The following is a 24,600-nucleotide window of genomic DNA, read 5'->3' on the forward strand; positions in this document are numbered from 1 at the left end:
CGAGGCGGCGTAACATGACACAGTAACCACGCTCGCTTGCCTAACCTGCTGACAAACCTGAGGTTTTACACCTCATCCACCGCTGGCAACGCTGGGCGTCCCCGGCAGCGGATGCGTACTTTACGGTGTTGCTGGCGGGGACGCAAGGGGCGTGCGAAAAAAATTAGCGCAGTGTCACACGGGCGTAACGTTTCTTGCCTGCCTGGATAACGTAAGCCTTGCCGGTTGTCAGCATGGTGTCTTGCGCCACAGCCTCGCCATCCACTTTGACACTGCCATTTTTGAGCATGTCTTTCGCCTGGGCGCTGTTCTTGGTCAACCCCGAACGGTTGAGAACCGCAGCGATCGGCGCTTCACTCCCCCCTTCAAAGTCGACTTCCACTTCGGGAAGGTCTTCTGGCAGCTCGCCGTCAGCCAACTGATTACCCGCTGATCGATGGGCGTTGGCGGCAGCTTCGTCGCCGTGGTAGCGCGCTATCAGCTCACGCGCCAGCTCCATCTTGACATCGCGCGGGTTTGCGCCCTGCTCAACGCTCTGCTTGAGCGCTTCGATTTCTTCGTTCGACTTCAGCGACAGTAAATCAAAATAGCGCCAGATCAGGGTATCCGGCATGGAAACCAGCTTGTTGAACATGGAACCGGGCGTTTCATCGACACCCACATAGTTACCCAGCGACTTGGACATCTTCTGCACGCCGTCCAAACCCTCAAGCAGCGGCATGGTGATGACCACCTGCGGTTGCTGACCGAAATGCTTTTGAATCTCCCGGCCCATCAGCAGGTTGAACTTCTGATCGGTACCGCCTAATTCGACATCCGCGTCTAACGCGACCGAGTCGTAGCCCTGTACCAGCGGGTAGAGAAATTCGTGGATGGCGATCGACTGATTGGCCTTGTAGCGTTTTTCAAAGTCATCGCGCTCGAGCATACGCGCAACGGTACTCTGCGCTGCCAGCTCGATCATCTTGGCGGCGGTCAGGTCGCTAAACCATTCAGCGTTAAAGCGCACCTCGGTTTTATCGGGATCAAGGATTTTAAATACTTGTTCCCTGTAGGTATCGGCATTGGCCTTAACGTCGGCTTCGGTCAGCGGTTTGCGGGTCACGCTTTTACCGGTGGGGTCACCAATACGGCCGGTGAAATCGCCGATGAGGAAGATAACGGTGTGGCCCAGGTCCTGGAACTGGCGCATCTTGGTCAGCAGGACACTGTGCCCTAAATGTAGATCGGGGGCCGTGGGATCGAAACCTGCCTTGATACGCAGCGTACGGCCAGAGGCCAGCTTTTCGCGCAGTTCATCCTCCACCAGGATTTCATAGGTCCCCCGCGACAGCAACGCTAGCGCCTGATCCACCTCACTCATTGCTTTTCTCCACGTAAGCATCGCCTTATTGGCGTTCGGATAATAAATTGTGGGCGATGTTACCATGCTCACGGGTATTGGTTGAGCCTTAACGCGCTTCGTATGGGTCGTCTTATGAAATCTGCACCACATTATTATATTGGCCTGATGTCAGGCACCAGCCTTGACGGCATTGACGCCGCCCTGGTGGCGATTGGCCGCGATACGCCGCCAGAACTGCTGGGGGCGACTGCCGTCGCGATGCCAGACGCACTGCATAAGCAGCTGCTGCATCTTTGCCATGCACAAGAAGTGAGCTTTGCCGAATTGGCCGCCGCCGAAGACGCCTTTTGCCGACTGCAAGCCAAGGCAGTGAACGCCCTGCTAACCGCACAGCAACTTTCGCCTGAACAGATCCAGGCGGTAGGCAGCCACGGGCAGACCATTGAGCACGCCCCAGGCGGCCATACTGGCGGCCCGGCCTACACACACCAGTTGGATAATCCCAGCCTGCTGGCGGAGTTGACCGGCTGCACCGTTGTGGCTGATTTTCGCCGCCGTGACCTGGCAGCAGGCGGGCAGGCGGCGCCGCTGGCACCCGCCTTTCATCAGGCGCTGTTTGGACGCCAGGAAGGCGAACAGCTCATCTTGAACCTGGGCGGTTTTGCCAACCTGACGTGGCTGCCCAGCAACGCGGAAACGCCCGTGACGGGCTTCGATACGGGGCCTGCAAATGTGTTGCTGGATGCCTGGTTCTCAAAGCACAAGGGCGGCCGTTTCGATCAGAACGGGGCATGGGCAGCCAGCGGAAGGGTGGAGCCAGGTTTGCTGGAACGTCTGCTGGAAGCTCCTTTCTTTCAACAGGCACCCCCACGTAGTACGGGGCGTGAGCTATTTCATCTGCCATGGCTGGAGCATCACCTGGCCGGTAACGAAGCACCTTGTGACGTTCAGGCAACGCTTGCCGAGCTCACGGCGATCAGCGTTGCACAAGGCATCCAGCAGCTACCTCTCATTCACCAAGGCATCACGGTAATCACCTGCGGGGGTGGCGCGCATAACGCTGACCTGATGGCAAGACTGGCCGCTCACCTACCCCTTGCCGACTTTGCGTCACCGTCGGCCTACGGCTGGCCGGAAGACTGGATCGAGGCAGGTGCCTTTGCCTGGCTGGCCCACCAGCGCCTGCACCAGCTTCCCGGCAATGTCCCTACGGTGACCGGCGCCAGAGGGCCACGCGTCCTTGGCGGCATTTACGCACCCTAGCATCATCGTCACCAGGCATCATCGCGATCGCGCAGGGCCCACTGTTCCGGAACACGCTCGTCCAATGAACGCGGGGCCGCCTGCCCACCCTCAAGCTTCAGCATGAGGCGCAAGTCATTGGCGGAGTCCGCGTGGGCAAGCGCCACCTCCTGGCTGATCTGCGAGGCCTGGCAAAGATCGAAGAGCGCTTGGTCGAAGGTCTGCATGCCGTCATCCCGGGACGCCGCCATGGCTGCTTTAATCTCGTCGACCCTGCCTTTACGAATCAGATCGGCAAGCCGTGACGACTGCAGCATGACCTCAACCGCCGCACAACGCCCACCGTTAAGGCTGGGCAACAGCTGTTGAGCCACCACCGCACGGAGATTAAGGGAAAGATCCATCCATATCTGCTCATGGCGTTCATGCGGGAAGAAGTGAATGATTCGCTCCAACGCCTGATTGGCATTGTTGGCGTGCAAGGTGGCCAGACAGAGATGGCCTGTCTCAGCGAACGTCAACGCGTGTTCCATGGTTTCACGGCTGCGTATCTCACCGATCAGGATCACATCAGGGGCTTGGCGCAGGGTGTTCTGGAGCGCTACTTCGAACGACTCGGTATCAATGCCCACTTCACGCTGGTTAACGATGGCGCGCTTGTGCGGGTGCAGGTACTCGATCGGATCTTCAATACTGATGATGTGCCCACCGACCGTTTCATTACGCTCCTGCACCATCGCCGCCAGAGTGGTGGATTTTCCGGTCCCCGTGCCCCCCACCACCAATACCAGCCCCCGTTTGGCATTGGCGAGCGAGGCAAGCGCCGTGGGCACCCCCAGGGTTTCCAGGGTGGGAATGTGCTGCTCGATACGGCGTATCACCATGGCAGGCTGGTTTCGCTGCTGGAAGGCACTAACGCGAAAGCGCCCCTTATCTGCAAATCCCAGCGCAAAGTTCGCCTCGCGCTGTTGCCTGAAACGCTCGCGCAACCCGTCGGGCACGGTGTGAGTTACCAGCTCGCTTACCTGATGTTCACTCAACGGCTTTTGGCCCAGGGGAACCAGCCCGTTGGGCATCTTGAGGCTGGGCGGCGCACCCGTTGAAATGAGCAGGTCTGAGGCTTGCTGCGTCACCATGATGTCCAGCAACTGGTGTAGCCACTGGCCAGGCGTCAGCGTTGAGGCGTCGTTATTCGCCATCGGTTACGTCTCCCGGGAAGCCAGGGTGCCCTTGGCCAGTGCCTGGGCGTCTTCCATGCCGACATGGCCATCGTTGACCAGTTGCGACAGGGCAGCGTCCAGCGTTTGCATACCCAGGTTGCCGCCGGTTTGAATCGCCGAGAAGATCTGCGCCACCTTGTCTTCACGAATCAGATTGCGCACCGCTGAGGTCGCGATCAGAATTTCATGGGCCGCCACGCGGCCGCCTCCCTGGCGCTTCAATAGTACCTGAGCGACTACCGCCTGCAGCGACTCAGACAGCATCGAACGCACCATGGCCTTCTCTTCGCCGGGGAAGACATCAATAATCCGGTCAATGGTCTTGGCCGCTGACGTGGTATGCAGCGTCCCGAGCACCAGGTGACCGGTCTCTGCCGCCGTTAATGCCAGGCGGATGGTTTCCTGGTCGCGCAGCTCTCCCACCAGGATCACATCCGGGTCTTCGCGCAGCGCACTGCGCAACGCCTCCGCAAAGCCGTGTGTGTCACGATGGACTTCCCGCTGATTAATCAGGCAGCGCTTGCTGGCATGCACGAACTCAACCGGGTCTTCGATGGTGAGAATGTGCTCATAGCGATGATCGTTGATGTAATCGATCATCGCCGCAAGGGTGGTACTTTTCCCCGAACCGGTTGGCCCGGTCACCAACACCAGACCGCGCGGCAGCATGGAAAGGCGCTCGAACACTTCGCCCAACCCCAGGGCCTGCATCGATAGCACCTGATTGGGAATGGTGCGGAATACCGCGCCGGCCCCGCGAGCCTGATTAAAGGCGTTGACTCGAAAACGCGCCACGCCCGGCACTTCGAAAGAGAAGTCGACTTCGAGATGTTCTTCGTAGTCGCGGCGCTGACGATCGTTCATGATGTCGTGAATCAACTGGCGCACGGCACTGTTATCCATGGCAGGTACATTCAGCCGACGGATATCGCCATCAACCCGTATCATGGGTGGCAAGCCAGCGGATAAGTGCAGGTCGGATGCATTCTGCTTTGCCGAGAATGCCAGCAGTTCGGTAATATCCATCTTTCTTCCCCAGCTGCGGTAAGGTGCCTGAGTATGACAGATAACGCGCTTCCAGCGTCACTAGCCAGCGCGCGTCAGCGCCTAGAGCGCGCCCTCATTGACGCTGGCCGCCCGGTTAATGATGCCTCGCTGCTGGCCGTAAGCAAAACCAAGCCGGCCTCGATGATTCGCCAGGCAAGCGCGCTTGGTCAGCGTGAGTTTGGTGAAAACTATCTGCAGGAAGCGTTGGACAAGCAGGCAGAGCTGGCCGACCTGGACGATCTTGTGTGGCATTTCATTGGCCCTCTTCAATCGAATAAAACGCGCGCCGTTGCCGAAAATTTCGCCTGGCTGCACACCATTGACCGCCTGAAAATTGCCAAGCGGCTTAGCGAACAGCGCCCTCCCCATTTGGCCCCACTCAACGTTTGCTTACAGGTCAATATCAGCCGCGAGCCCTCAAAATCAGGCGTCATGCCAGAAGACGTGGAAGCCCTTGCCCAGGAGGTCGCCGCGCTACCCGGCCTCAAGCTGCGGGGCCTGATGGCGATCCCGGCCCCGGCAGAAAGCCTGGCGGCCCAGCGTCAGCCTCTGGCCGAGATGCACAAGCTTTTGTCAGCGTTACAGAAGGCACTGCCCGATACGCCGCTTGATACGCTTTCCATGGGCATGAGCGACGACCTGGAAGCGGCTGTGCTGGAAGGTGCCACACTGGTACGTTTAGGGACGGCGATTTTTGGTGCGCGGAATACCACCTGAACGAACCATCGAGCCAACCGGGAACGCATTTACCCAGGCGAATGAAATCACGCGGCTCAACGCCGCCTTTTTCAACAGAGGATACCCCCATGACGAACAAGATCACCTTCATTGGCGCAGGCAATATGGCAAGCGCCATCATTGGCGGCCTGATCGACAGCGGTGTCACGCCTGACGACATCACGGCCACTGCGCCTCAGGAAAGCGAACTCGAGGCGCTACGTACACGCCTGAACATCCAGACGCAAACCGATAACAACGCCGCCGCGAGCCAGACCGACGTCCTGGTGCTGGCTGTTAAGCCACAGATCATGCGCGACGTATGCGAAGCGCTCAGCGACACCGTTCAACAGCGCAGCCCTCTGATCATTTCCATCGCTGCTGGCCTGGACGCAGCCACCATTGACCAATGGCTGGGCGGGGGTAACGCTGTGGTTCGCTGCATGCCAAATACACCGTCTCTGGTAGGCCGCGGTGCCAGTGGCCTGTATGCTAATGCGCGGGTCAGCGATGCCCAACGCGATATAGCGACTCAGCTCATGGAAGCGGTGGGCATCGTCGAATGGGTCGCGGAAGAAGCCTTGCTGGACGCGGTGACAGCGGTCTCAGGCAGCGCACCGGCGTATTTCTTCCTGATGCTGGAAGCCATGGAAGACGCCGCCGTCGAGCTCGGCCTTCCCGCCGATACGGCGCGCCGCCTGGCGATTCAAACCGCCTTGGGTGCCGCCACCATGGCACAACAAAGCGATAAAGACCCGGCAACACTCAAACAGAATGTCATGTCGCCCGGCGGCACCACCGAGCAGGCGATTCAGCACATGGAAGATGCAAAGCTCAGGACGACAATCGCTGATGCGATGCAGGCCTGCGCCAAGCGTGCCCAAGCCATGTCCAAGGAACTGAGCGGCCACTAAACAACGCGGATTTTATAGGAGAAATAGCCATGGGCAACGAATTGGGCAGCGCCGGGTTAATGCTGGTTAACTCGCTGATCAATATTTATCTGTTTTTACTCATGCTGCGATTTTTATTGCAGGCATCAAGGGCCGACTATTACAACCCCATGAGCCAGACGGTCGTCAAGATTACCCAGCCAGCCGTGGGGCTTTTCCAGGGTTTCTTGGGGCCGGTCGCCGGTCGCTTCGATCTTGCCACCCTGGCGGCCGGGTTTGTCCTCAAGGTCATCAGCATTATTGCGATTTTCATGGTGATTGGCGTGGGCATGCCCCCTGTAACAGGGCTACTGATCGCCGGTATCGCCGCCCTGGCCAACGCCATCCTGAAGATTTACTTCTTCGCCTTGATCGTGATGATCATTCTGAGCTGGGTCGCCCCCAACGCCAGTCATCCAGGCGCGCTGTTAATCATGCAGTTGGTCGAGCCCATCATGGCCCCGGTACGCAAGGTCATCCCGCCGCTGGGCATGATTGACCTATCCCCCATTGTGGTATTTATCGCCATTAACCTGGTGGACGGGCTACTGGTGGGCTCACTGATTCGCGCGGCCGGCATTTCCGGCGCCCTGGTCGGCCTGTAATCACTGGCACTGGCTTATTTACGACGACTGACTCAGCAGGACTAACGCTTTCGATGCCCGATTCAGACACGCTTGCTTTTGAGGACCGGCCGACGAATTCCGTCGGGCTGGTCACTCCGAATGTCGCCAAATTCGACACGCCCCTTTCGCTCGCCTGCGGCAAGGTATTGCCCGAGTACGAGTTGATTTACGAGACCTACGGCACTCTTAACGCCGAGCGTAGCAACGCGGTACTGATCTGCCATGCGCTCTCAGGCCACCACCACGCGGCCGGCTATCACAGTCAGGAAGACCGCAAGCCCGGCTGGTGGGACGCCCATATCGGCCCCGGCAAAGCTATCGACACCAACCGCTTTTTCGTCGTGTCCCTGAACAACCTGGGCGGCTGCCACGGCAGCACCGGCCCGGTGAGCCACAACCCTGACACCGGGCGCCAGTGGGGCCCCGACTTCCCCATGGTCACGGTGAGTGACTGGGTGGCCAGCCAGGCTCGCCTGGCCGACCAGCTGGGGATCGAGCGCTGGGCAGCAGCGGTGGGTGGCAGCCTTGGGGGCATGCAGGTGCTGGAGTGGACAATGACCTACCCTGACCGGGTGGCCAATGCAGTGGTCATCGCCGCGACGCCACGCCTGTCGGCGCAGAACATTGCCTTCAATGAAGTCGCGCGTCAGGCGATCCGCTCCGACCCGGATTTTTTTGACGGCTGGTACGCCGAGCATAATACCGTGCCCAAGCGTGGGCTGAAGCTGGCCCGTATGGTGGGCCATATCACCTACCTTTCCGAAGACGCCATGGGCAGCAAGTTCGGCCGTGACCTGCGCAGCAACGACCTGAACTTCGGCTTCGGGGTCGAATTCCAGGTGGAATCCTACCTGCGCTATCAGGGTGATACGTTTTCCACCGCCTTTGACGCCAACACCTACCTGCTGATGACCAAGGCGCTGGATTACTTCGACCCGGCGTCCACCCAGGGCGGGGATCTCGCCAACGCCCTCGCCCCGGCACAGTGCCCGTTCCTGATCGTCAGCTTCACCACCGACTGGCGCTTTCCGCCGCCACGCTCTCGGGAGTTGGTCGACGCCCTCACGCGTGCGGGCAAACCGGTGAGCTACGCCAATATCGACTCGCCCCATGGCCACGACGCGTTCTTGTTACCCGAGCCCCGCTACGAAGCGGTATTCGGTGCTTTCATGAATCGCGCGGCCCGCGAGCTTAACCTCGCTCATCCTGATGCAGAGGAGACACCATGATGCGCGCTGATCTGGAACTGATCTACGACTGGGTCCCCGAGGGCGCGCACGTGCTGGACCTGGCCTGCGGTGATGGTGTACTGCTCGAAGCGCTGGCCCAGCACAAAGGCGTGACCGGTTACGGCCTTGAAATCGATCACGACGGCATTACCGGCTGCGTGGCCCGCGGCGTCAATGTCATCGAGCATAACCTTGACGATGGCCTGGGCAGCTTCTGCGACAACAGCTACGATCAGGTGATCATGACCCAGGCCCTGCAGGCCCTGCGTCGCCCCGATAAAATGCTCGATGAAATGCTGCGCGTTGCCGAAGAGGGCATCATCACGTTTCCCAACTTTGCCTACTGGCGTCACCGTATTCACCTGGGCCTGCGCGGCTACATGCCGGTTTCCAAGTCGCTGCCCCACGCCTGGTACGACACTCCCAACATTCATCTCTCCACCTTCAACGACTTTGAGCACCTGTGCCGTGAAAAAGGCATGGTGATTGTGGATCGCGCCGTGGGCGTGGGTGACCACCGCGGGCACTGGACGTCTAGGCTATGGCCCAACCTGTTCGGTGAAATCGCCATTTTCCGCGTACGTCGCCGCTGAGGGCAACGGCCAGCGTATCGGCAAGGCCCGCGTCAGGCGCACTGACGCGGGCTTGGCGGCCGCCAACTGCACGTCTATCCCGTATGCCAACACCTCGACGCCTGCGCTGGCCGCTTCCGCCATTGCAGCCGCGTAAGCCGGGTCGATATGCGCGGCAGGGGCCACATCGCCAATGCCCTCATGAGCCACGCAAAACAGCAGCACCGCCCGCTCACCCTGCTCGGCTAACGCCTGCAGCGAGCGCAGATGCTTGGCGCCGCGCACGCTGACCGAATCGGGAAAGTAACCGTGGCCGTCGGTTTCTTTTAGCGTCACCTGCTTCACTTCGATGTAGACGGCGCCACGGTCAGGGTCGTCCAGGCGAAAATCCAACCGCGCGTCGGCCACTTTCACCTCGCGCCTGAGCGTTGGATACCCCGCCAGCGGCGTGATATCACCGGCCTCGATGGCCGCCTCCACAATGCGATTGGCGCGCCCGGTATGCACCGAGGCCAGCGCCGCCGTGCCATCCGGCTGCGGCAACTCGATCCATTCCCAGGTCCAGGCCAGCTTGCGTTTCGGATTATCGCTTGGCGACAGCCATACCCGGCAGCCAGGCACATTGACCGCCTTCATCGAGCCGGTATTGGGGCAGTGAGCGACGACGTCCCGGCCGTCGTCCAGGCGCACATCGGCCAGAAAGCGCTTGTAGCGGCGCAGCAAGGTACCCGGCACCAAGCCCTGGTAGGTAAGGCTCATAGACGGCTCACAAAGCGGGTAATGCGCACCACGGCGTCTTCCAGCCGCTCGACGTCGTTGGTGAAGGCAATACGCACATGATGCTCGCCGCCCTGTACGGCAAAATCGATGCCGGGGGTGATCGCCACGTTCTCCTCACGCAGCAGCCGTTCGCAAAAATCCTGGCTGTCACGACTATAGCGGGAAATGTCCAGCCACAGATAAAACGCCCCCTGGGGCGGCAGATCCGGCGCCAGCCCTAACTGCGCCAAGCCCTCAAGCAATACCTGACGACGCTGCTTGAGCGTCGCCCGCTGAGTCTCGAGAATGTCGCGACACTCGGGGGTAAAGGCGGCCAATGCAGCGTGCTGGGAAGGCGTTGGGGCGGCAAGAAACACGTTCTGGGCAAGCCTGGTGAGCGGCTCGATCGCACGCTCAGGGGCCACCAGCCAGCCCAGGCGCCAGCCTGTCATGCCGAAGTATTTGGAAAAGCTGTTGACCACAAAGGCGTCGTCAGACAGCGACGTTGCTGAAAGAGGCGCGTCGTCGTAATTCAGCCCCTGATAGATCTCATCCACCAGCACCTCGCCGCCGCGTTCGGCCACCGCCTTGAACACCGCTTTCAACGCATCGACACTCAACGTATGGCCGGTCGGGTTGGAAGGCGATGCCAGCATCGCCAGCCGCGTATGGGGTTGCCAGTACCGCTCGACCAGCGCAGCGTCCAATTGCCAGCCGCTGTCACGACCGACCGGGATAGCATCGACGTCGGCACCGGCCAGGGCCATGAAATGGCGATTACACGGGTAGTTGGGATCGGCCATCATGACCCGATCGCCCGTCTCGACCAGTAGCTGGCTGGCCAGCAACAGCGCCCCCGAAGCGCCGGGTGTGACCAGAATCCGCGCGGGGTCTACCGAGGCATTGAAGTGCTCCGCGTAGTGACCGGCAATCGCCTCGCGCAATGCGGGCAGGCCAGCGGCAGGCGTGTAGCGGGTTTTGCCTGTCGCCAATGCTTGCTGACCCGCGGCCACCACTGGCGCGGGGGTCGCGAAATCCGGTTCCCCGACTTCGAGGTGAATCACATCATGGCCCGCTGCCTCACGCGCCTGAGCCATTTCCAGTAGATGCATCACACGAAAAGGTGCGACATGATTCACCCGTGAATTCCAGGCCATAACGGCTCCTTACCTAGCGGTAGTAAAAACATGAGCTTGGTCGCACTGGAGGCAAGTTCATGATAGAAAGCATTCTATTATGCTTGCAACACAGCAAATTTTCAGCTAAACAAGCATCCCTTTGGCGTGAGATCGTGACACACGCTCATGGTCGATCAGTAGTCACATACGTAGGGGGCACTCCCATGCCAGTAGCGGAAAAAAAACCGGAAGCGTCCAAGCCCTTCACACCGTATGAGCCGGCAACGGGTGAAGAATATATGAATGACCAACAGCTGGCGCACTTCCGCCAGCTGCTGTTGGATTGGAAACAGGACCTCATGGAAGAGGTGGACCGTACCGTACGCCACCTGCAGGAAGATGCTAACAACTACGCCGATCCGGCCGATCGGGCGACCCAGGAAGAAGGTTTCAGCCTTGAGCTGCGCACCCGGGACCGCGAGCGTAAGCTGCTCAAGAAAATTAACGAAACCATCGAGAAGATCGACGAAGACGATTACGGCTTCTGCGAAGCCTGCGGGGTCGAGATTGGTATTCGCCGCCTTGAAGCGCGCCCGACCGCCACGCTATGCGTCGACTGCAAGACCCTGGCCGAGCTCAAGGAGAAGCAACTCGGCGGCTAAGCCAGGAAGAATCGACCTGTATGCTATTGTGGAATGCGGGCACCCTGTGGTGCCCGTTTTGGTTTCTGGAAGGCTTCGATGACGCAACCAACTCGCTATCGTGGGCGGTTCGCCCCCACGCCGTCAGGGCCTCTGCATTTTGGCTCGCTGGTGGCAGCCCTGGGCAGTTACTTGGACGCCCGCGCGGCGGGCGGCGATTGGCTGGTACGCATTGAAGATATCGACCCGCCACGCTGCCCGTCAGGCACCGACAGCATCATTTTGCGCCAGTTGGAAGCGTTTGGCCTTCACTGGGACGAGGCCGTTCGCTGGCAGCATGACCGCCACGCTGCCTATCAGCAGGCGCTCGATACCCTCGCCGACCAGGGGCTGGCCTACCCTTGCAGCTGTTCGCGCAAACAGTGGCAGGCATATCCGGTCTATCCTGGCTGGTGTCGCACGGGGCTAAGTGATCCCGCCCAGCCGGTCGCCTGGCGGCTGCGCAGCGACCTAGGGAAGCGCCCGGTGCAATGGCACGACCGCCTGTTTGGCTGGCAGCAGTTCGACCCTGAAACACTGGGGGACGTCGTCCTCAAACGCAAAGATGCTCTCTGGGCATATCAACTGGCGGTGGTTGTCGACGACGCCGAGCAGGGCATAACGGACGTTGTCAGAGGCTTTGACCTGCTCGACAACACGCCCTGGCAGCGCCAGCTGCAAGTGGCACTGGCAGTTCCCGAGCCCCGTTACCTGCATTTACCCTTGGTGGTGACATCCCAGGGCCAAAAGCTTTCCAAGCAGAACCTTGCACCGGCGCTGGCCGAGGCGCCGAGCGCCATACGCCACCAGCTGTTTCGGGCGCTGCAGGCGCTTGACCAGGCGCCGCCCGATGACCTTGCCCAAGCGCCGGTGACCACTCAGTTAGACTGGGGGGTGACACATTGGTCGGTCGAGCGACTGTCACCGTCAGCGCAGCGCGAATTGCCACAGGAGCCCTGACATGTACGTTTACCGCATCATGCTGTTTCTGGTCTTCGGCGGCTACCTGCTCTCCCCCCTGCTGATGGATGGCTGGAGCGACCCGAGCGTGGCCTGGTATCGGCCCTTTGTCATCTGGGGCGGGCTGATTGCCCTGACACTGTGGCTTGAACAGAAGAGGAAACTGGATGAGCGTTGAGGTCCTTGGCGCGCTGCTTCTCGGCCTGGGCTATCTTGCCCTTCTGCTGGGCTGCGCCCTGGCGGTGGAAAGGGGCTGGATACCGCTGCGCATCAGCCGTCATCCTGCCGTCTACACCCTGGCTTTGGGCGTTTATGCCAGCGCCTGGGCGATTTATGGCAGCGTCGAATTGGCGGCTAATGTTGGCTTTGGCTATCTCGCCTACTACCTGGGGGCCGCCGGTGCCTTTCTGCTTGCCCCGGTGCTGCTGGTCCCCATTCAACGAATCACCCGTACCTATCAACTCGCCTCACTGGCGGATCTGTTCGCCTTTCGTTTTCGCTCCCGCTGGGCGGGCACTCTGGTAACCCTGGTCAGCCTGCTCGCGGTGTTGCCATTGCTGGGCATTCAGGTCAAAACCATGAGCGAGGCCGTCAATCTTTTCACCCAGAGCCAGGCTGGGCCTGTCATGGCGCTTACATTTTGCGCGGCCATCGCCGCCTTGGCGGTGATGCTCGGGGCGCGACACAGTCATGTGCATAGCCGTCACAACAGCTTGTTGAGCACCATGGCGATCGAATCGGTCGTCAAACTGCTGGCCATGCTGGGGCTGGGTGCCGTGGCATTGTGGTTTGTGTTCAGTGGCCCTGGCGACCTGCAGGCATGGCTCGAAGGCCCCGGCTACCTTGCCCAGGCGCGCACCGCCCGTTTTGATCCCGCCCAATGGCGCACCCTGCTGCTATTGTTTTTTGCCGCCGCCTTCATGATGCCGCATTTGTTTCATATCACCTTTGCGGAAAGCCTGTCGCCGCAGACGCTGCTGCAGGCAAGCTGGACCTTGCCGCTATTTTTACTGCTGATGGCCTTACCCGTCCCGCTTATCTGGTGGGCTGCGCAGTCGGTCAACGAGACGCTCCCCTTCACCGCCTACGCCGCCTATGCATTGAGCGAGCACTGGTGGGTCGGGGCGCTGGCGTTTATCGGCGGCCTGGCGGCCGCCAGCGGCACCATGATGCTAATCGCACTGGCGCTCTCGGGGATGGTACTCAACCACATCGTGTTGGTGGCCAGGCCCCCCGAAGCGCGTAGCGACCTCTACGGCTGGCTGCTATGGCTGCGCCGTGGGCTGGTGATCGGGGTTATTTTAAGCGGCTGGCTGTTTTATCAGTGGGTTGGCCGTCATCACCCGCTGACCAGCCTGGGGCTCGCCGCCTTCATCGGCATGGCCCAGTGTTTGCCAGGCATGCTGGCGCTGCTCTATTGGCCGGGTGCCAACCGCAAGGGCATGGTGGCTGGCCTGATCGGGGGCGTTGGCGTCTGGCTCTGGGGGCTATGGCTGCCCCTTGTGGCGGGCTATACCCCGCCTACACTGCCATTGACACCGCTGACACCCACGGATGCGCCCATCTGGTATAGCGTCACCTTGCTGTCTCAATCGCTCAACATCCTGCTGCTGATCGTCGTGTCGCTGTTCACCCGCACCTCGGAAGGTGAAAAATCGGCGGCCGAGGCCTGCTCGGTGGATGCGGTCATTCGCTCGAAACGCCTGCCGCTGGAAGCCGCTACGGCGAGTGACTTCTCTACCCACCTGGCCCAGGCACTGGGCGATGAAGCGGCTCACCGTGAAGTCGACCGTGCGCTCAAGGCACTCAACCTGACTCATCAGGAGCGCCGCCCCTACGCACTGCGCCGCCTGCGTGACCGTATCCAGGCAAACCTTTCCGGCTTGATGGGCCCTTCAGTGGCGCGGGATATCGTCGACCGTTACCTGCCCTACCGCCACGACGATGCGCCGATTACCGATGACATCCATTTCGTGGAAAGCCGCCTGGAAGCCTATCGCTCGCGGCTCACGGGGCTTGCCAGGGAGCTCGATGGGCTGCGCCGCCACCATCGCCAAACGCTGGCTTACCTGCCCGTCGGGCTTTGCGTCCTCGGCGACGACGAAGAGCTGGTGATGTGGAATCAGGCGCTTTCGCAGCTTTCCGGCATCAGTGGGGAAAGCGTGATCGGCTCGCGCCGGGACAGCCTGCCTGCCCCCTGGCCATGGCTGCTGGGTAGCGTACTCAACGAAGGGCCGTCACCGCTGTACAAACAGGCTGTAAGGCTCCACGACAAAGACTACTTCCTGACGCTGCACAAGGCCGACCTGAGCGGCAACGACAGTCGCGGTGGCAGCGTCATTCTGGTAGAAGACCACACCGAGATGAAGTGGCTGGAGGACGAGCTGGTTCACGCCGCTCGCCTCGCTTCCATCGGCCAACTGGCGGCGGGCGTGGCCCATGAAATAGGCAATCCGATTACCGGCATCTCGTCGCTGGCGCAAAACCTGCGTTATGACACCCAGGATCCCGCCTTGCTGGAAACCGCCGATCATATTCAACAGTTGACCGAGCGGGTCACCAAGATCGTCAATTCGCTGGTCGGTTTTGCCCATGCCGGGCGCGATTCGCCCGGGCTGCCTCGCTCGCCCGTCGTGCTAAGAACGATCACCGACGATGCCTTGCACTTGATCCACCTGGCCCGCTCGGGCGAGGATGTCATCTTTACCAATGAGTGTACGGACGCGTTGGTGGTGCAAGGGGACGCCCAGCGCCTGACCCAGGTGATGGTAAATCTACTGGGCAACGCGCGGGATGCCTGCAGCCCAGAGGGCAGCGTGCACATCACGGCAGGCAAGCAGGCTGATCAGGCATGGTGGTGTGTGACCGACGACGGTCAGGGTATTGACCCCAAGGTACGTGACCACCTGTTTGAGCCCTTCACCACCACCAAAGCAGCCGGGGAAGGCACTGGGCTCGGGTTATCACTGGCCTACCAGATTATCAATGAGCATCACGGCAGAATTGAGGTGGCATCGCCACCGCCCGGAACATCTCGCGGTACGGCCATAACCCTGTGGCTACCGCTTTTCCAACAGGATGATCAGCTGCCCCATGTCTAGGATTCTGATTGTTGAAGATGAAGCCATTATTCGCAGTGCACTCAGACGTCTGCTCGAGCGCCACGACTATGAGGTCAGCGAAGCGGGCAGTGCCGAAGAGGCCGAAACACTCGATCTGGCCGACTTTGATCTGATTATCAGCGACCTGCGCCTGCCCGGCGAGCCGGGAACCCACCTGATCCAGGCCGCCGCGCCAGCGCCGGTTCTGATCATGACCAGCTATGCCAGCATGCGCTCGGCGGTCGACTCCCTCAAACAGGGCGCGGTGGACTACGTTGCCAAACCGTTTGACCACGCAGAGCTCCTGGAAACCGTTGCGCGGATTCTTCACCAGCAGTCGATGCAGCACAGCCCGCCGCCCGACATCACCGATGACGGGGGCGGCCGACAAACCATGATCGGCAACTGCGTGGCCATGCAGCAGGTCTACACCCGCATTCGCAAAACCGCGCCCGCCGATGTCACGGTGCTCATCCTTGGGGAGTCCGGCACCGGCAAGGAACTCGTCGCCCGCGCCCTGCATCAACAAAGCAAACGGGCCAAGGCCCCGCTGATATGCGTCAACTGCGCGGCCATCCCGGAAACACTGATCGAGTCAGAGCTGTTTGGCCATGAAAAAGGCGCCTTCACCGGCGCCAGCGCCGCGCGTACCGGGCTGGTCGAAGCCGCCGATGGCGGCACGCTATTTCTGGACGAAATTGGCGAGCTCCCCCTCGACGCTCAAGCACGGCTGCTGCGCGTGCTCCAGGAAGGCGAAATTCGCAAAATCGGCTCGGTGGAAACCCGCCATGTGGATGTCCGCCTGATCGCCGCGACCCACCGCGATCTGCGCGCGCTCTCCAAGAGCGGCGAATTTCGCCTGGATCTGTACTACCGGCTGAATGTCATGCAGATCGAGCTGCCGCCGTTGCGTGAGCGCGAAGACGACGTGCTGGAAATCGCCGACATCCTGCTCGACAAGGCCTGCAAGCGACACGATCGCCAAGGGCTGCGCCTATCCCGGGCGGCACGCCATGAGCTGCGTGACTATCCCTGGCCCGGCAACGTGCGTGAGCTGGAAAATGCCCTGGAACGCGGCGTCATTCTGGCCGAAGGCCATTTGATCCACCCCGACGACCTGGGGCTTGCCCCCGTTTCCCATCGCCCGACACCAGCGGCCAGCCCCCCTCCTTCAGCCGCCAGCGCCGACACGCTTCAACCCGGCACCGAAGACGATGACCTGTCATTGGAAGACTATTTCCAACACTTTGTACTTGAGCACCAGGACCAGATGAGTGAGACCGAGCTGGCACAGAAGCTGGGGATCAGCCGCAAAAACCTATGGGAGCGGCGCCAGCGGCTGGGCATACCGCGCAAGAAGACGGCACGCCGCCCTAGCTGAACAGCGCCATCGCACCTACAACTAACGTCTAATACACTGATTTATCAAAGAAATATCCACGAAATTCGTTACCCGCATACTGTTACCTTCCCACACGAAAGACGGCTCAAAGCGGGTAACACTTCATTCTCACAACCCTTTCCTGGCATAGCAGAAAAACACAACTACCTGAATTCCATGCGTTATCTTGCGAGTGGCACGTCGAGTGCAATATATCTGGGTAAGAAAAACAAACTGGGCAACGCGGTAAGTCGTCAACAAAAACAACATGACACCGCCCAGACCTGAGCCACAACAAGAACAACAGGGCCAGGCAGAGATAACGGTACTAACAACAACAACAGGCTTGTATCTCGTTACTTGCTTGCGCTAAGAAAAATAAGCGCTACATACAACAATAAAACTCGGCAAGTGCCCAAAAATGGACGCGACGTACGCCGGAAAGACTGCGCCCCAACAAGAACAACAGCAGTCAGTGTGTACACCCCGGATCCAATAACAAATCGCCGGAGGATGAAAGATTCGCGGTTGGATTATTGTTTTGAATACGAGGCGGTCGGAATCCACGTGATTGCCACGCCTACCGACTGCGGTGCGTATTCAGGGCGATGTGCCATCATGAAGAAAAACAGCAGCAACGGACGCTGATTGTCGCTTTTACAGGGGAGGCCTTATTGGCCTCCCCTTTCTGCGTTTAGCGGCCTTGCTCATGCCACAACCCTGCCAACGCTTTGCAAGCCTCCAGCGGTCGGCTACACTCAGCGACTCGTCGCTTACATTAGGGCCATTTTTTCGATATCCTGCGAGTCGATTCCGCCGCATGCTTAAAGGATTTACCCGTTTACTACACAGTCCGGGAGAGCAATTGAAATCTCTGCTCGAACCCCAACAGGGCGCATCAGGCGCGCTCAGCCCCCGCATCATACCTCGCTCCGAGCATCCCGTTTCTCGTCAGCAGATCAGCGATGCTGCCTTGAAGGTGCTTTATCGCCTGAATGGCGCCGGGTTTGACGCCTATCTGGTAGGCGGCTGCATTCGCGACGCCCTGCTTGGCAAAATGCCCAAGGATTTTGACGTTGCGACCAACGCAACCCCCGAGCAGGTGCGCGATCTTTTCCGCAATTCGCGCCTGATCGGGCGCCGTTTCCGTATTGTGCATGTGCGCTTTGGCCGTGAAGTCATCGAGGTCACGACCTTCCGCGGCAAGCCCCAGGACGAACACGGCGATCACATTGCTCAACAGTCGGATGACGGCCTTTTGCTGCGCGACAACGTATGGGGCAATATCGAAGAGGATGCTCTGCGGCGCGACTTCACGGTGAATGCGCTGTACTACAACATCGCCGATTTCACTATCCATGACTTTGCCAACGGGGCGCAGGATATCGAGGCGCGGACGCTGCGCTTGATTGGCGACCCCGCCACCCGCTACCGCGAGGACCCTGTTCGCATGCTGCGGGCAGTGCGGTTTGCCGCCAAGCTGGACTTCACGATTGACGCCGACACTGAAGCGCCCATGTACGACCTTGCGCCGCTGCTGTTGAGTATCCCCCCGGCGAGGCTTTTCGATGAAGTACTCAAGCTGTTCATGTCGGGTCATGGCCTGGTGACCTTCAGGATGCTAAGCCATTACGGACTGTTTGGCATGTTGTTCCCCGAAGCTGAAGAGGCCATGGCGGATGCGGCATGGGCGGAAGATTTGATTGAAAAGGCGCTTGCCAACACCGACAAGCGTATCGCCGAAGACCGCCCCGTCACCCCTGCGTTCTTGCTGGCGGCGTTCTTGTGGCCCCCGGTTGCCCACCGCCAGGCAGCGCTTGAAAGCGAGGGCATGCCGTCCATTCCCGCGCTACAAGCGGCCGCTCAGCAGGTAGTGACTCGACAGCTTCAGCATGTATCCATCCCCAAACGCTTTGGCATGCCGATGCGCGACATTTGGGAGCTTCAGGGGCGTTTACCCCTGCGCCGCGGCAAAAAGGCGTTCCAGACCCGCGAACACCCGCGCTTCCGGGCCGCTTATGACCTGCTGCTGCTGCGCGAACAGTCAGGAGAAATCCCGGGCGGGCTGGGTGAATGGTGGAACGCCTTCCAGACAGGTGATGAACACGATCAACGCCGCCTGCTGCAAAAGGTGGGCGGCGACCCTGCAGGCCAGGGCGACCGCCGCCGTAAACGGCGCCGCAAACCGCGCAAGAGCGAAGGTTAACCTCGCACATGTCGCTTGCCTATATCGGCCTGGGGAGCAACCTGGACAACCCCATGGCCCAGGTACGTCAGGCGCTTGACGAGCTTGCCCGTCTACCGCTGAGCGACGTGGTCGGTGCCTCTTCACTGTATGCCACCCCGCCGTTGGGGCCCCAGGATCAGCCCGATTTTATCAATGCGGTTGCCGCGCTTGAAACGCGACTCTCGCCTCTTGCGCTGCTCGACCAACTGCAGGCGCTGGAACAGCGACATCGCCGACAAAGGCAACGCCGGTGGGGGCCACGGACACTCGACTTGGACCTGCTACTTTACGGCCAGGAAACGATCCGATTGCCCCGCCTTCGGGTTCCTCATTTGCATATGCACACACGCGCCTTTGTCCTTGTCCCCTTGTACGAGCTGGCCCCGGACTTAAGCCTCCACCATCGCCCACTGGGTGACTGGCGGGCCGAACTCGATAGCGCGCCGATACGTCGGCTAACGGATACCGATGTTACTCCGACGGCTACCATCTGACACACATCTCGACACCAAGCCTGCATTCAGGTAACAATTACCGGTTACGCCACTCAGCGCCCGCCACAAGGCGGCGTTAACACTGGCCGCACGCCGATGCCGCGTCGGCCTCACGTAGAACATGAGAGCACGCCATGAAAACCGTCACCCTGAGCACGCTACAGGCGCACAAGCGCGCTGGCGAAACGTTCAGTTGCCTGACCGCCTATGATGCTTCCTTTGCCCACGCCGCCAGCCACGCAGGGATCGATGTGTTGCTGGTGGGCGACTCGCTGGGCATGGTCCTGCAGGGCCACAGCAGCACCCTGCCGGTGACCATTGACGACATCTGTTACCACACCCGCTGCACGGCCCGTGGCAAAGGCCATAGCCTGCTGATGGTCGACCTGCCCTTCATGAGCAATGCCTCCACCGAACGCATGCTGGATGACGCCGCCGCTCTCATGCGCGCCGGTGCCGAGCTCGTCAAGGTCGAAGGCGAAGCCTGGATGGCCGACGGCATCCGCGAGATGACCCGTCGTGGCGTCCCTGTCTGCGCACACCTAGGGCTGACCCCGCAGACGGTCTATCAACTTGGCGGCTATAAGGTACAAGGCCGAGAGGCCGCCCAGGCAGAACAGATCATTAACGATGCCAAAACCCTCGTTGCGGCGGGCGCATCGGTCATCTTACTGGAGTGCGTGCCCGCGAGCCTGGGCAAGGCGGTCACGGAAGCACTGGAAGTGCCGGTGATCGGTATCGGCGCGGGTCCGGATACCGACGGCCAGATCCTGGTGATGCACGATGCTCTCGGGGTGACCCACGGTCGTACGCCGCGCTTTGTGAAAAACTTCATGGCTGACGCCGACAGCATTCAGTCTGCGTTTCAGCACTATCACGAGGCGGTCAAAACCCGGACCTTCCCCGCGCCGGAACACTGCTTTTAAACGATGTTCCCATGTGAACGTATTAGCGCAATGCCCGTGAACGACGACAAGACTGCTATGCATACTTTGCGAGACATCTCCGAGCTACGCCATACGCTGCGCGAGCACCGATTACGCGGCCATCGGATTGCCCTGGTACCCACTATGGGCAACCTTCACGCCGGGCACCTTGCGCTGGTTGCCCGCGCCCGGCAGAGCGCAGACGTGGTCGTCGCCAGCCTGTTCGTCAATCCCATGCAATTTGGCCCCGGCGAAGACCTGGACGCCTATCCTCGTACCTTCGAGGCGGACCAGACACAGCTAACCGAAGCAGGCTGCGATATCCTGTTCAGCCCGACCGTCAGCGCGCTGTACCCTAATGGTTTAGACGCCCAGACCCTGGTGCACGTGCCCGAGATGGGGGAAGGCCTGTGTGGCGGCTCCCGGCCTGGGCACTTTGACGGCGTTTCCACCGTGGTCAGCATGCTGTTTAATCTGGTGCAGCCCGACGTGGCCTTTTTTGGCCAAAAGGACTACCAGCAGCTTGCGGTGATTCGCAAGATGGTCAGCGACCTGCACCTGCCCATCGAGATTATCGGCGTCCCCATTGTGCGCGCCGAGGATGGCCTTGCGCTGTCTTCACGTAACGGCTATTTGAGCCAGCAGGAACGAGCAGTGGCCCCTGCGCTCTACCAAACCCTGTGCAGCTTGCGCGATGCATTAGAGCATGGCGAATCCATCGAACAGGTACTACACCGAGGCCACACGGCCCTGTATGATGCGGGCTTTACGCCGGACTACCTGGAGCTGCGTGACACCATGCTCGGCCCAGTGACCCCCTCGACGCGCCACGCCGTTCTGCTAGCCGCCGCCCATCTCGGCCCTGCCCGGCTTATCGACAACCTCAGCGTGCAGCTACCGGCTGCGACGCATGCTAGCCACCAACGCTAGCGTTGCTATCTAGGAGTTTCCATGCACACGATTATGCTCAAAGCCAAGTTGCATATGGCCCGCGTGACCCACGCAGTACTCAACTACGAAGGCTCCTGCGCCATCGACGGCGACCTGCTGGACATGGCCGGCATCCGCGAGAACGAACAGATCCAGATCTATAACGTGGAAAATGGCGAACGCTTCACCACCTATGCCATCCGCGGTGAAGAAGGCTCACGCCTGATCTCGATCAACGGTGCTGCCGCCCATCTGGCGTCACCGGGGCATCGCATCATCATCTGCAGCTATGCCCACTATTCGGAAGCCGAGCTGGATAACCATCAGCCCGCGCTGGTGTATCTTCAGGAAGGCAACCACGTCAGCCACACCAGTAATGCGATCCCTGTCCAGCTTGCCTAGCAGAAACGATGATCGACGGGCCACACGCTGGCCCGTTTTCATTTGGGCCAAAAAGCATATTGCCGCCAACCACACCCTTCCCCTATGCTGATACAAGACCTATGCTGAGACAATAACGGTTACAACAACGCTCAACACAAACGCTGGCGTTTTCCCACCGGCGTTACTTAGATCAGGAGTCTGTTATGCAAGAAGTAGTCATTGTGGCGGCACGCCGCACCGCTGTAGGCGCTTTTGGAGGATCTCTTGCCGGTATTCCCGCAAGTGACCTGGGCGCACTCGTCATCAAGGACATTCTTTCATCAACGGGCGTTGCTGCCGACCAGGTCGATGAAGTGCTGCTGGGCCAGGTACTGACCGCCGGTGTCGGCCAGAACCCAGCTCGCCAGGCGTCGATCAAGGCCGGTCTTCCCGAGGCCGTACCGGCCATGACGATCAACAAGGTGTGTGGCTCGGGCCTTAAAGCCCTGCATCTCGCGACTCAGGCCATTCGCTGCGGCGATGCCGAGCTGATTCTGGCCGGTGGCCAGGAAAACATGTCGGCATCGCCTCACGTACTGCCCAACTCACGCAACGGGCAGCGCATGGGCGACTGGAAGGCTATCGACTCCATGGTGCACGACGGTCTGTGGGATGCCTTCAATAATTACCACATGGGCATCACCGCGGAGAACCTGGCCGAAAAGTACGGCATTACCCGTGAAGCGATGGATGAATTCGCTGCCGCGTCGCAACAGAAAGCCGCGGCCGCCATTAAAGAGGGCAGGTTCAAAAGCCAGATCGTGCCGGTGGAAGTTCCCCAGCGCAAAGGCGACCCGCTGGTGTTTGATACCGACGAAAACCCACGCGAAGTCACCGCCGAGAAACTGGGCAGCATGCGCCCGGCGTTCAAGAAAGACGGCACCGTGACCGCCGGTAACGCCTCGGCGCTCAACGATGGCGCCGCGGTGGTAATGATCTGCTCGGCGGAAAAAGCCAAACAGCTTGGCCTGGAGCCGCTCGCCCGCATTGCCGGCTACGCCAACGCGGGCGTCGACCCGGCGATCATGGGCATTGGCCCCGCACCGGCCACTCGCCGCTGCCTGGAAAAAGCCGGCTGGAGCCTCGACGATCTGGACCTGGTGGAAGCCAACGAAGCCTTTGCGGCCCAGGCGCTTTCGGTCAACAAGGAACTCGGCTGGGACACCAACAAAGTCAACGTCAACGGCGGGGCAATCGCCCTGGGCCACCCCATCGGCGCCTCCGGCTGCCGCGTGTTCGTGACCTTGCTGCATGAAATGATTGCCCGCGATTCGAAGAAAGGCCTGGCGACGCTGTGTATCGGCGGCGGCCAGGGGGTCGCACTGGCGATTGAGCGAAGCTAGCCTGTACGGCCGAAGCGGCTGATGTATCACCGCTATGCCCCCGCCTCGACGGGGGCATTTTTTTGCCTGGCTCAGCGGTGCCTCTCCCCCACGACCCGCGACGGCGTTCGCAACACCAGCAGTGTACCCAGCAAAAACAGCCCCGACGCGGCCCACATCGCCACCGGCAGGCTGGTGCCGTCGACAATCCGCCCGCCGATCATCGCCCCAAACCCGATCGATAGGTTGAAGGTAAACGCCATCAGCGCGGTAGCCGCTTCGGTGTTCGGAGCGGTGCGCAGAATCCAGGTTTGAATGCTCACCGACACGCTGCCGAACACCGCGCCCCACACCATCAACAACGCCACACCGCTGGTCGGCGTCACGCCCAGCCAGGGAAAGACCGCAACGACCAGCAGTAACACACAGGGGATCGCCAGCACGGCGCGATAAGGGTGACGCCCGGCGAACATGCCTGCCGCGATATTACCCAGGATTCCCGCCGCTCCGTAGAGCAGCAGCAAGCTGCCCACGTGACGCTGCGCAATACCGCTGATGTCCTGCAGTACGGGGCTGATAAAGGTATAGGCCGCAAAGTGCCCCACCACCACAAAGCCGGTGGTCAGCACCGCCACCCGCACTCCGCGGTTGCTGAACTGCTGCGCCAGTATCCGCAGTCGAACCGGCTCACGGGGTGGCAATGGCGGCAGCCAACACCACAGCGCCATGGCCGTTAACAGGCTTAACCCGCCCAGCGCGCCAAAGGCAACCCGCCAGCTGCTGAACTCGCCCAGCAGGGTTCCTAGCGGCACCCCCAGCACCGACGCCGCTGCAACCCCGCCAAAGATCACCGTCATTGCCTTGGAAACCTGGGCCTCGGGCACCAGACGCGGCGCAATGCTTCCCGCGACCGCCCAGAAACCGCCAATACTGAGCCCGACCAGCACACGCGAGGCCAGCAGTAGCGCCAAATTGCTGGCCAGCGACGTCAGCACGCTACCCAGCACCATGACGCCCATGAGTAGCGTTAGCATGATGCGGCGATCAAGACGCCCCACCGCGACCGGCAGAAGCGGCGCCGAGAAGGCAGCCACCACCCCTGGCACCGTGACCATCAAGCCTGCCATACCTGGCGTAACGCCCATGGAGGACGCTACCTGCGACAGCAGACCAATCGGTAGCTGCTCGGCCGTCACCAGCAGGAAAATCCCCATCATCACCGCGAACACTGCCCACCAACGCGGTGCTTGTTGCTGCTCCATCGCTCCTTCCTCCCTGTCCCCGGACGATCCCCCAAACAATACCGCCCTCGCAACGAGACGCTGCGAGGGCGGTGATATCGACGGTGC

Annotated in this window: 23 protein-coding genes; 17 read left to right on the forward strand and 6 right to left on the reverse strand. The window is 60.7% G+C overall.

Translation table 11 applies throughout. The annotated features are described in order from the left end of the window. Nucleotides 1-163: 163 nt before the first annotated feature. Nucleotides 164-1,363 (reverse strand): tyrosine--tRNA ligase, encoded by a 1,200-nt coding sequence (tyrS, locus tag NH395_RS16620; RefSeq protein WP_253026446.1) that lies wholly within the window; start codon nt 1,361-1,363, stop codon nt 164-166. A 114-nt stretch (nt 1,364-1,477) separates the two neighbouring features. On the opposite strand from tyrS, the gene NH395_RS16625 reads away from it, so the two are divergent. Further along, on the forward strand, nt 1,478-2,608 hold the full coding sequence (locus NH395_RS16625; RefSeq protein ID WP_253026448.1) for an anhydro-N-acetylmuramic acid kinase: 1,131 nt from the start codon (nt 1,478-1,480) through the stop codon (nt 2,606-2,608). A gap of 8 nt (nt 2,609-2,616) precedes the next feature. Here the strand turns inward: NH395_RS16625 and NH395_RS16630 are convergent, their stop codons facing one another. Together NH395_RS16630 and NH395_RS16635 are read right to left on the reverse strand one after the other, a co-directional pair. Beyond that, entirely contained in the window at nt 2,617-3,786 is a 1,170-nt protein-coding gene (locus tag NH395_RS16630) for a PilT/PilU family type 4a pilus ATPase (protein WP_253026450.1), read from the reverse strand. A 3-nt stretch (nt 3,787-3,789) separates the two neighbouring features. Beyond that, nucleotides 3,790-4,833 (reverse strand): type IV pilus twitching motility protein PilT, encoded by a 1,044-nt coding sequence (locus NH395_RS16635; protein ID WP_253026452.1) that lies wholly within the window; start codon nt 4,831-4,833, stop codon nt 3,790-3,792. Nucleotides 4,834-4,866: 33 nt separating this feature from the next. Between NH395_RS16635 and NH395_RS16640 the strand changes: the two genes are divergently transcribed. The 5 genes from NH395_RS16640 to metW all read left to right on the forward strand — a co-directional run bounded on the left by NH395_RS16640 (nt 4,867) and on the right by metW (nt 8,951). Continuing rightward, a complete protein-coding gene (locus NH395_RS16640) occupies nt 4,867-5,571 on the forward strand; it encodes a YggS family pyridoxal phosphate-dependent enzyme (RefSeq protein ID WP_253026454.1) in 705 nt (234 codons plus the stop codon). Between the two features lie 89 nt (nt 5,572-5,660). Beyond that, nucleotides 5,661-6,485, forward strand: a complete 825-nt coding sequence (gene proC, locus NH395_RS16645; RefSeq protein WP_253026456.1) for a pyrroline-5-carboxylate reductase — start codon at nt 5,661-5,663, stop codon at nt 6,483-6,485. Between the two features lie 29 nt (nt 6,486-6,514). Further along, on the forward strand, nt 6,515-7,108 hold the full coding sequence (locus tag NH395_RS16650) for a YggT family protein (RefSeq protein ID WP_066316083.1): 594 nt from the start codon (nt 6,515-6,517) through the stop codon (nt 7,106-7,108). Nucleotides 7,109-7,161: 53 nt separating this feature from the next. Then, nucleotides 7,162-8,358, forward strand: coding sequence for a homoserine O-acetyltransferase (locus NH395_RS16655; protein WP_253026458.1), 1,197 nt, complete (start codon nt 7,162-7,164; stop codon nt 8,356-8,358). Continuing rightward, nucleotides 8,358-8,951 (forward strand): methionine biosynthesis protein MetW, encoded by a 594-nt coding sequence (gene metW / locus NH395_RS16660; protein WP_066316286.1) that lies wholly within the window; start codon nt 8,358-8,360, stop codon nt 8,949-8,951. Before NH395_RS16655 ends, metW begins: the two co-directional genes overlap by 1 nt. On the opposite strand, the gene sfsA is transcribed toward metW, so the two are convergent. Both sfsA and NH395_RS16670 read right to left on the reverse strand, forming a co-directional pair. Then, nucleotides 8,898-9,689: a DNA/RNA nuclease SfsA gene (gene sfsA, locus NH395_RS16665; protein WP_253026460.1), complete on the reverse strand. Its 792-nt coding sequence runs from the start codon at nt 9,687-9,689 to the stop codon at nt 8,898-8,900. The genes metW and sfsA overlap by 54 nt on opposite strands. Then, complete coding sequence (locus NH395_RS16670) at nt 9,686-10,846, reverse strand: aminotransferase class I/II-fold pyridoxal phosphate-dependent enzyme (RefSeq protein WP_253026462.1); 1,161 nt, start codon at nt 10,844-10,846, stop codon at nt 9,686-9,688. Before NH395_RS16670 ends, sfsA begins: the two co-directional genes overlap by 4 nt. Before the next feature lie 185 nt (nt 10,847-11,031). Here NH395_RS16670 and dksA point away from each other — a divergent pair, with 185 nt between their 5' ends. From dksA to NH395_RS16725, 11 genes are all read left to right on the forward strand, one after another. Next, nucleotides 11,032-11,469 carry an RNA polymerase-binding protein DksA gene (dksA, locus tag NH395_RS16675; protein ID WP_066316091.1) on the forward strand — a complete coding sequence of 146 codons (438 nt, stop codon included), beginning with the start codon at nt 11,032-11,034 and terminating at the stop codon, nt 11,467-11,469. A gap of 78 nt (nt 11,470-11,547) precedes the next feature. Beyond that, nucleotides 11,548-12,447: a tRNA glutamyl-Q(34) synthetase GluQRS gene (gluQRS, locus tag NH395_RS16680; RefSeq protein WP_253026464.1), complete on the forward strand. Its 900-nt coding sequence runs from the start codon at nt 11,548-11,550 to the stop codon at nt 12,445-12,447. A 1-nt stretch (nt 12,448) separates the two neighbouring features. Further along, complete coding sequence (locus NH395_RS16685) at nt 12,449-12,625, forward strand: hypothetical protein (RefSeq protein WP_175474715.1); 177 nt, start codon at nt 12,449-12,451, stop codon at nt 12,623-12,625. Then, nucleotides 12,615-15,548, forward strand: a complete 2,934-nt coding sequence (locus NH395_RS16690) for an ATP-binding protein (protein ID WP_253026466.1) — start codon at nt 12,615-12,617, stop codon at nt 15,546-15,548. The genes NH395_RS16685 and NH395_RS16690 overlap by 11 nt, the downstream gene beginning before the upstream one ends. Continuing rightward, nucleotides 15,541-16,929 carry a sigma-54 dependent transcriptional regulator gene (locus NH395_RS16695; protein WP_253026468.1) on the forward strand — a complete coding sequence of 463 codons (1,389 nt, stop codon included), beginning with the start codon at nt 15,541-15,543 and terminating at the stop codon, nt 16,927-16,929. The genes NH395_RS16690 and NH395_RS16695 overlap by 8 nt, the downstream gene beginning before the upstream one ends. A gap of 820 nt (nt 16,930-17,749) precedes the next feature. Further along, nucleotides 17,750-19,135 carry a polynucleotide adenylyltransferase PcnB gene (gene pcnB, locus NH395_RS16700; protein ID WP_092827086.1) on the forward strand — a complete coding sequence of 462 codons (1,386 nt, stop codon included), beginning with the start codon at nt 17,750-17,752 and terminating at the stop codon, nt 19,133-19,135. A gap of 8 nt (nt 19,136-19,143) precedes the next feature. Next, nucleotides 19,144-19,650 carry a 2-amino-4-hydroxy-6-hydroxymethyldihydropteridine diphosphokinase gene (gene folK, locus NH395_RS16705; protein WP_253026470.1) on the forward strand — a complete coding sequence of 169 codons (507 nt, stop codon included), beginning with the start codon at nt 19,144-19,146 and terminating at the stop codon, nt 19,648-19,650. 134 nt (nt 19,651-19,784) lie between these two features. Then, nucleotides 19,785-20,576 (forward strand): 3-methyl-2-oxobutanoate hydroxymethyltransferase, encoded by a 792-nt coding sequence (panB, locus tag NH395_RS16710; protein WP_253026472.1) that lies wholly within the window; start codon nt 19,785-19,787, stop codon nt 20,574-20,576. Between the two features lie 57 nt (nt 20,577-20,633). Then, entirely contained in the window at nt 20,634-21,506 is an 873-nt protein-coding gene (gene panC / locus NH395_RS16715) for a pantoate--beta-alanine ligase (RefSeq protein ID WP_253026474.1), read from the forward strand. A gap of 21 nt (nt 21,507-21,527) precedes the next feature. Then, nucleotides 21,528-21,908 (forward strand): aspartate 1-decarboxylase, encoded by a 381-nt coding sequence (gene panD, locus NH395_RS16720; RefSeq protein ID WP_066316103.1) that lies wholly within the window; start codon nt 21,528-21,530, stop codon nt 21,906-21,908. Between the two features lie 185 nt (nt 21,909-22,093). After that, a complete protein-coding gene (locus NH395_RS16725; protein ID WP_092827092.1) occupies nt 22,094-23,272 on the forward strand; it encodes an acetyl-CoA C-acetyltransferase in 1,179 nt (392 codons plus the stop codon). Nucleotides 23,273-23,343: 71 nt separating this feature from the next. Here NH395_RS16725 and NH395_RS16730 read toward each other — a convergent pair whose 3' ends face one another. Then, on the reverse strand, nt 23,344-24,513 hold the full coding sequence (locus NH395_RS16730) for an MFS transporter (RefSeq protein WP_253026476.1): 1,170 nt from the start codon (nt 24,511-24,513) through the stop codon (nt 23,344-23,346). Nucleotides 24,514-24,600: the final 87 nt, after the last annotated feature.

The sequence above is a fragment of the Halomonas sp. Mc5H-6 genome (assembly GCF_024124705.1).
GTDB classification, from domain to species: Bacteria; Pseudomonadota; Gammaproteobacteria; order Pseudomonadales; family Halomonadaceae; genus Vreelandella; species Vreelandella subterranea.

Coding starts and splice junctions, on each gene's coding strand:
- NH395_RS16625 (WP_253026448.1), top strand. CDS start 1,478: ATGAAATCTGCACCACATTATTATATTGGCCTGATGTCAGGCACCAGC.
- NH395_RS16655 (WP_253026458.1), top strand. CDS start 7,162: ATGCCCGATTCAGACACGCTTGCTTTTGAGGACCGGCCGACGAATTCC.
- NH395_RS16635 (WP_253026452.1), bottom strand. CDS start 4,833: ATGGATATTACCGAACTGCTGGCATTCTCGGCAAAGCAGAATGCATCC.
- panC (WP_253026474.1), top strand. CDS start 20,634: ATGCATACTTTGCGAGACATCTCCGAGCTACGCCATACGCTGCGCGAG.
- tyrS (WP_253026446.1), bottom strand. CDS start 1,363: ATGAGTGAGGTGGATCAGGCGCTAGCGTTGCTGTCGCGGGGGACCTAT.
- pcnB (WP_092827086.1), top strand. CDS start 17,750: ATGCTTAAAGGATTTACCCGTTTACTACACAGTCCGGGAGAGCAATTG.
- proC (WP_253026456.1), top strand. CDS start 5,661: ATGACGAACAAGATCACCTTCATTGGCGCAGGCAATATGGCAAGCGCC.
- NH395_RS16690 (WP_253026466.1), top strand. CDS start 12,615: ATGAGCGTTGAGGTCCTTGGCGCGCTGCTTCTCGGCCTGGGCTATCTT.
- NH395_RS16670 (WP_253026462.1), bottom strand. CDS start 10,846: ATGGCCTGGAATTCACGGGTGAATCATGTCGCACCTTTTCGTGTGATG.
- NH395_RS16695 (WP_253026468.1), top strand. CDS start 15,541: ATGTCTAGGATTCTGATTGTTGAAGATGAAGCCATTATTCGCAGTGCA.
- folK (WP_253026470.1), top strand. CDS start 19,144: ATGTCGCTTGCCTATATCGGCCTGGGGAGCAACCTGGACAACCCCATG.
- NH395_RS16685 (WP_175474715.1), top strand. CDS start 12,449: ATGTACGTTTACCGCATCATGCTGTTTCTGGTCTTCGGCGGCTACCTG.
- dksA (WP_066316091.1), top strand. CDS start 11,032: ATGCCAGTAGCGGAAAAAAAACCGGAAGCGTCCAAGCCCTTCACACCG.
- panB (WP_253026472.1), top strand. CDS start 19,785: ATGAAAACCGTCACCCTGAGCACGCTACAGGCGCACAAGCGCGCTGGC.
- metW (WP_066316286.1), top strand. CDS start 8,358: ATGCGCGCTGATCTGGAACTGATCTACGACTGGGTCCCCGAGGGCGCG.
- NH395_RS16650 (WP_066316083.1), top strand. CDS start 6,515: ATGGGCAACGAATTGGGCAGCGCCGGGTTAATGCTGGTTAACTCGCTG.
- panD (WP_066316103.1), top strand. CDS start 21,528: ATGCACACGATTATGCTCAAAGCCAAGTTGCATATGGCCCGCGTGACC.
- gluQRS (WP_253026464.1), top strand. CDS start 11,548: ATGACGCAACCAACTCGCTATCGTGGGCGGTTCGCCCCCACGCCGTCA.
- NH395_RS16630 (WP_253026450.1), bottom strand. CDS start 3,786: ATGGCGAATAACGACGCCTCAACGCTGACGCCTGGCCAGTGGCTACAC.
- NH395_RS16640 (WP_253026454.1), top strand. CDS start 4,867: ATGACAGATAACGCGCTTCCAGCGTCACTAGCCAGCGCGCGTCAGCGC.
- NH395_RS16730 (WP_253026476.1), bottom strand. CDS start 24,513: ATGGAGCAGCAACAAGCACCGCGTTGGTGGGCAGTGTTCGCGGTGATG.
- sfsA (WP_253026460.1), bottom strand. CDS start 9,689: ATGAGCCTTACCTACCAGGGCTTGGTGCCGGGTACCTTGCTGCGCCGC.
- NH395_RS16725 (WP_092827092.1), top strand. CDS start 22,094: ATGCAAGAAGTAGTCATTGTGGCGGCACGCCGCACCGCTGTAGGCGCT.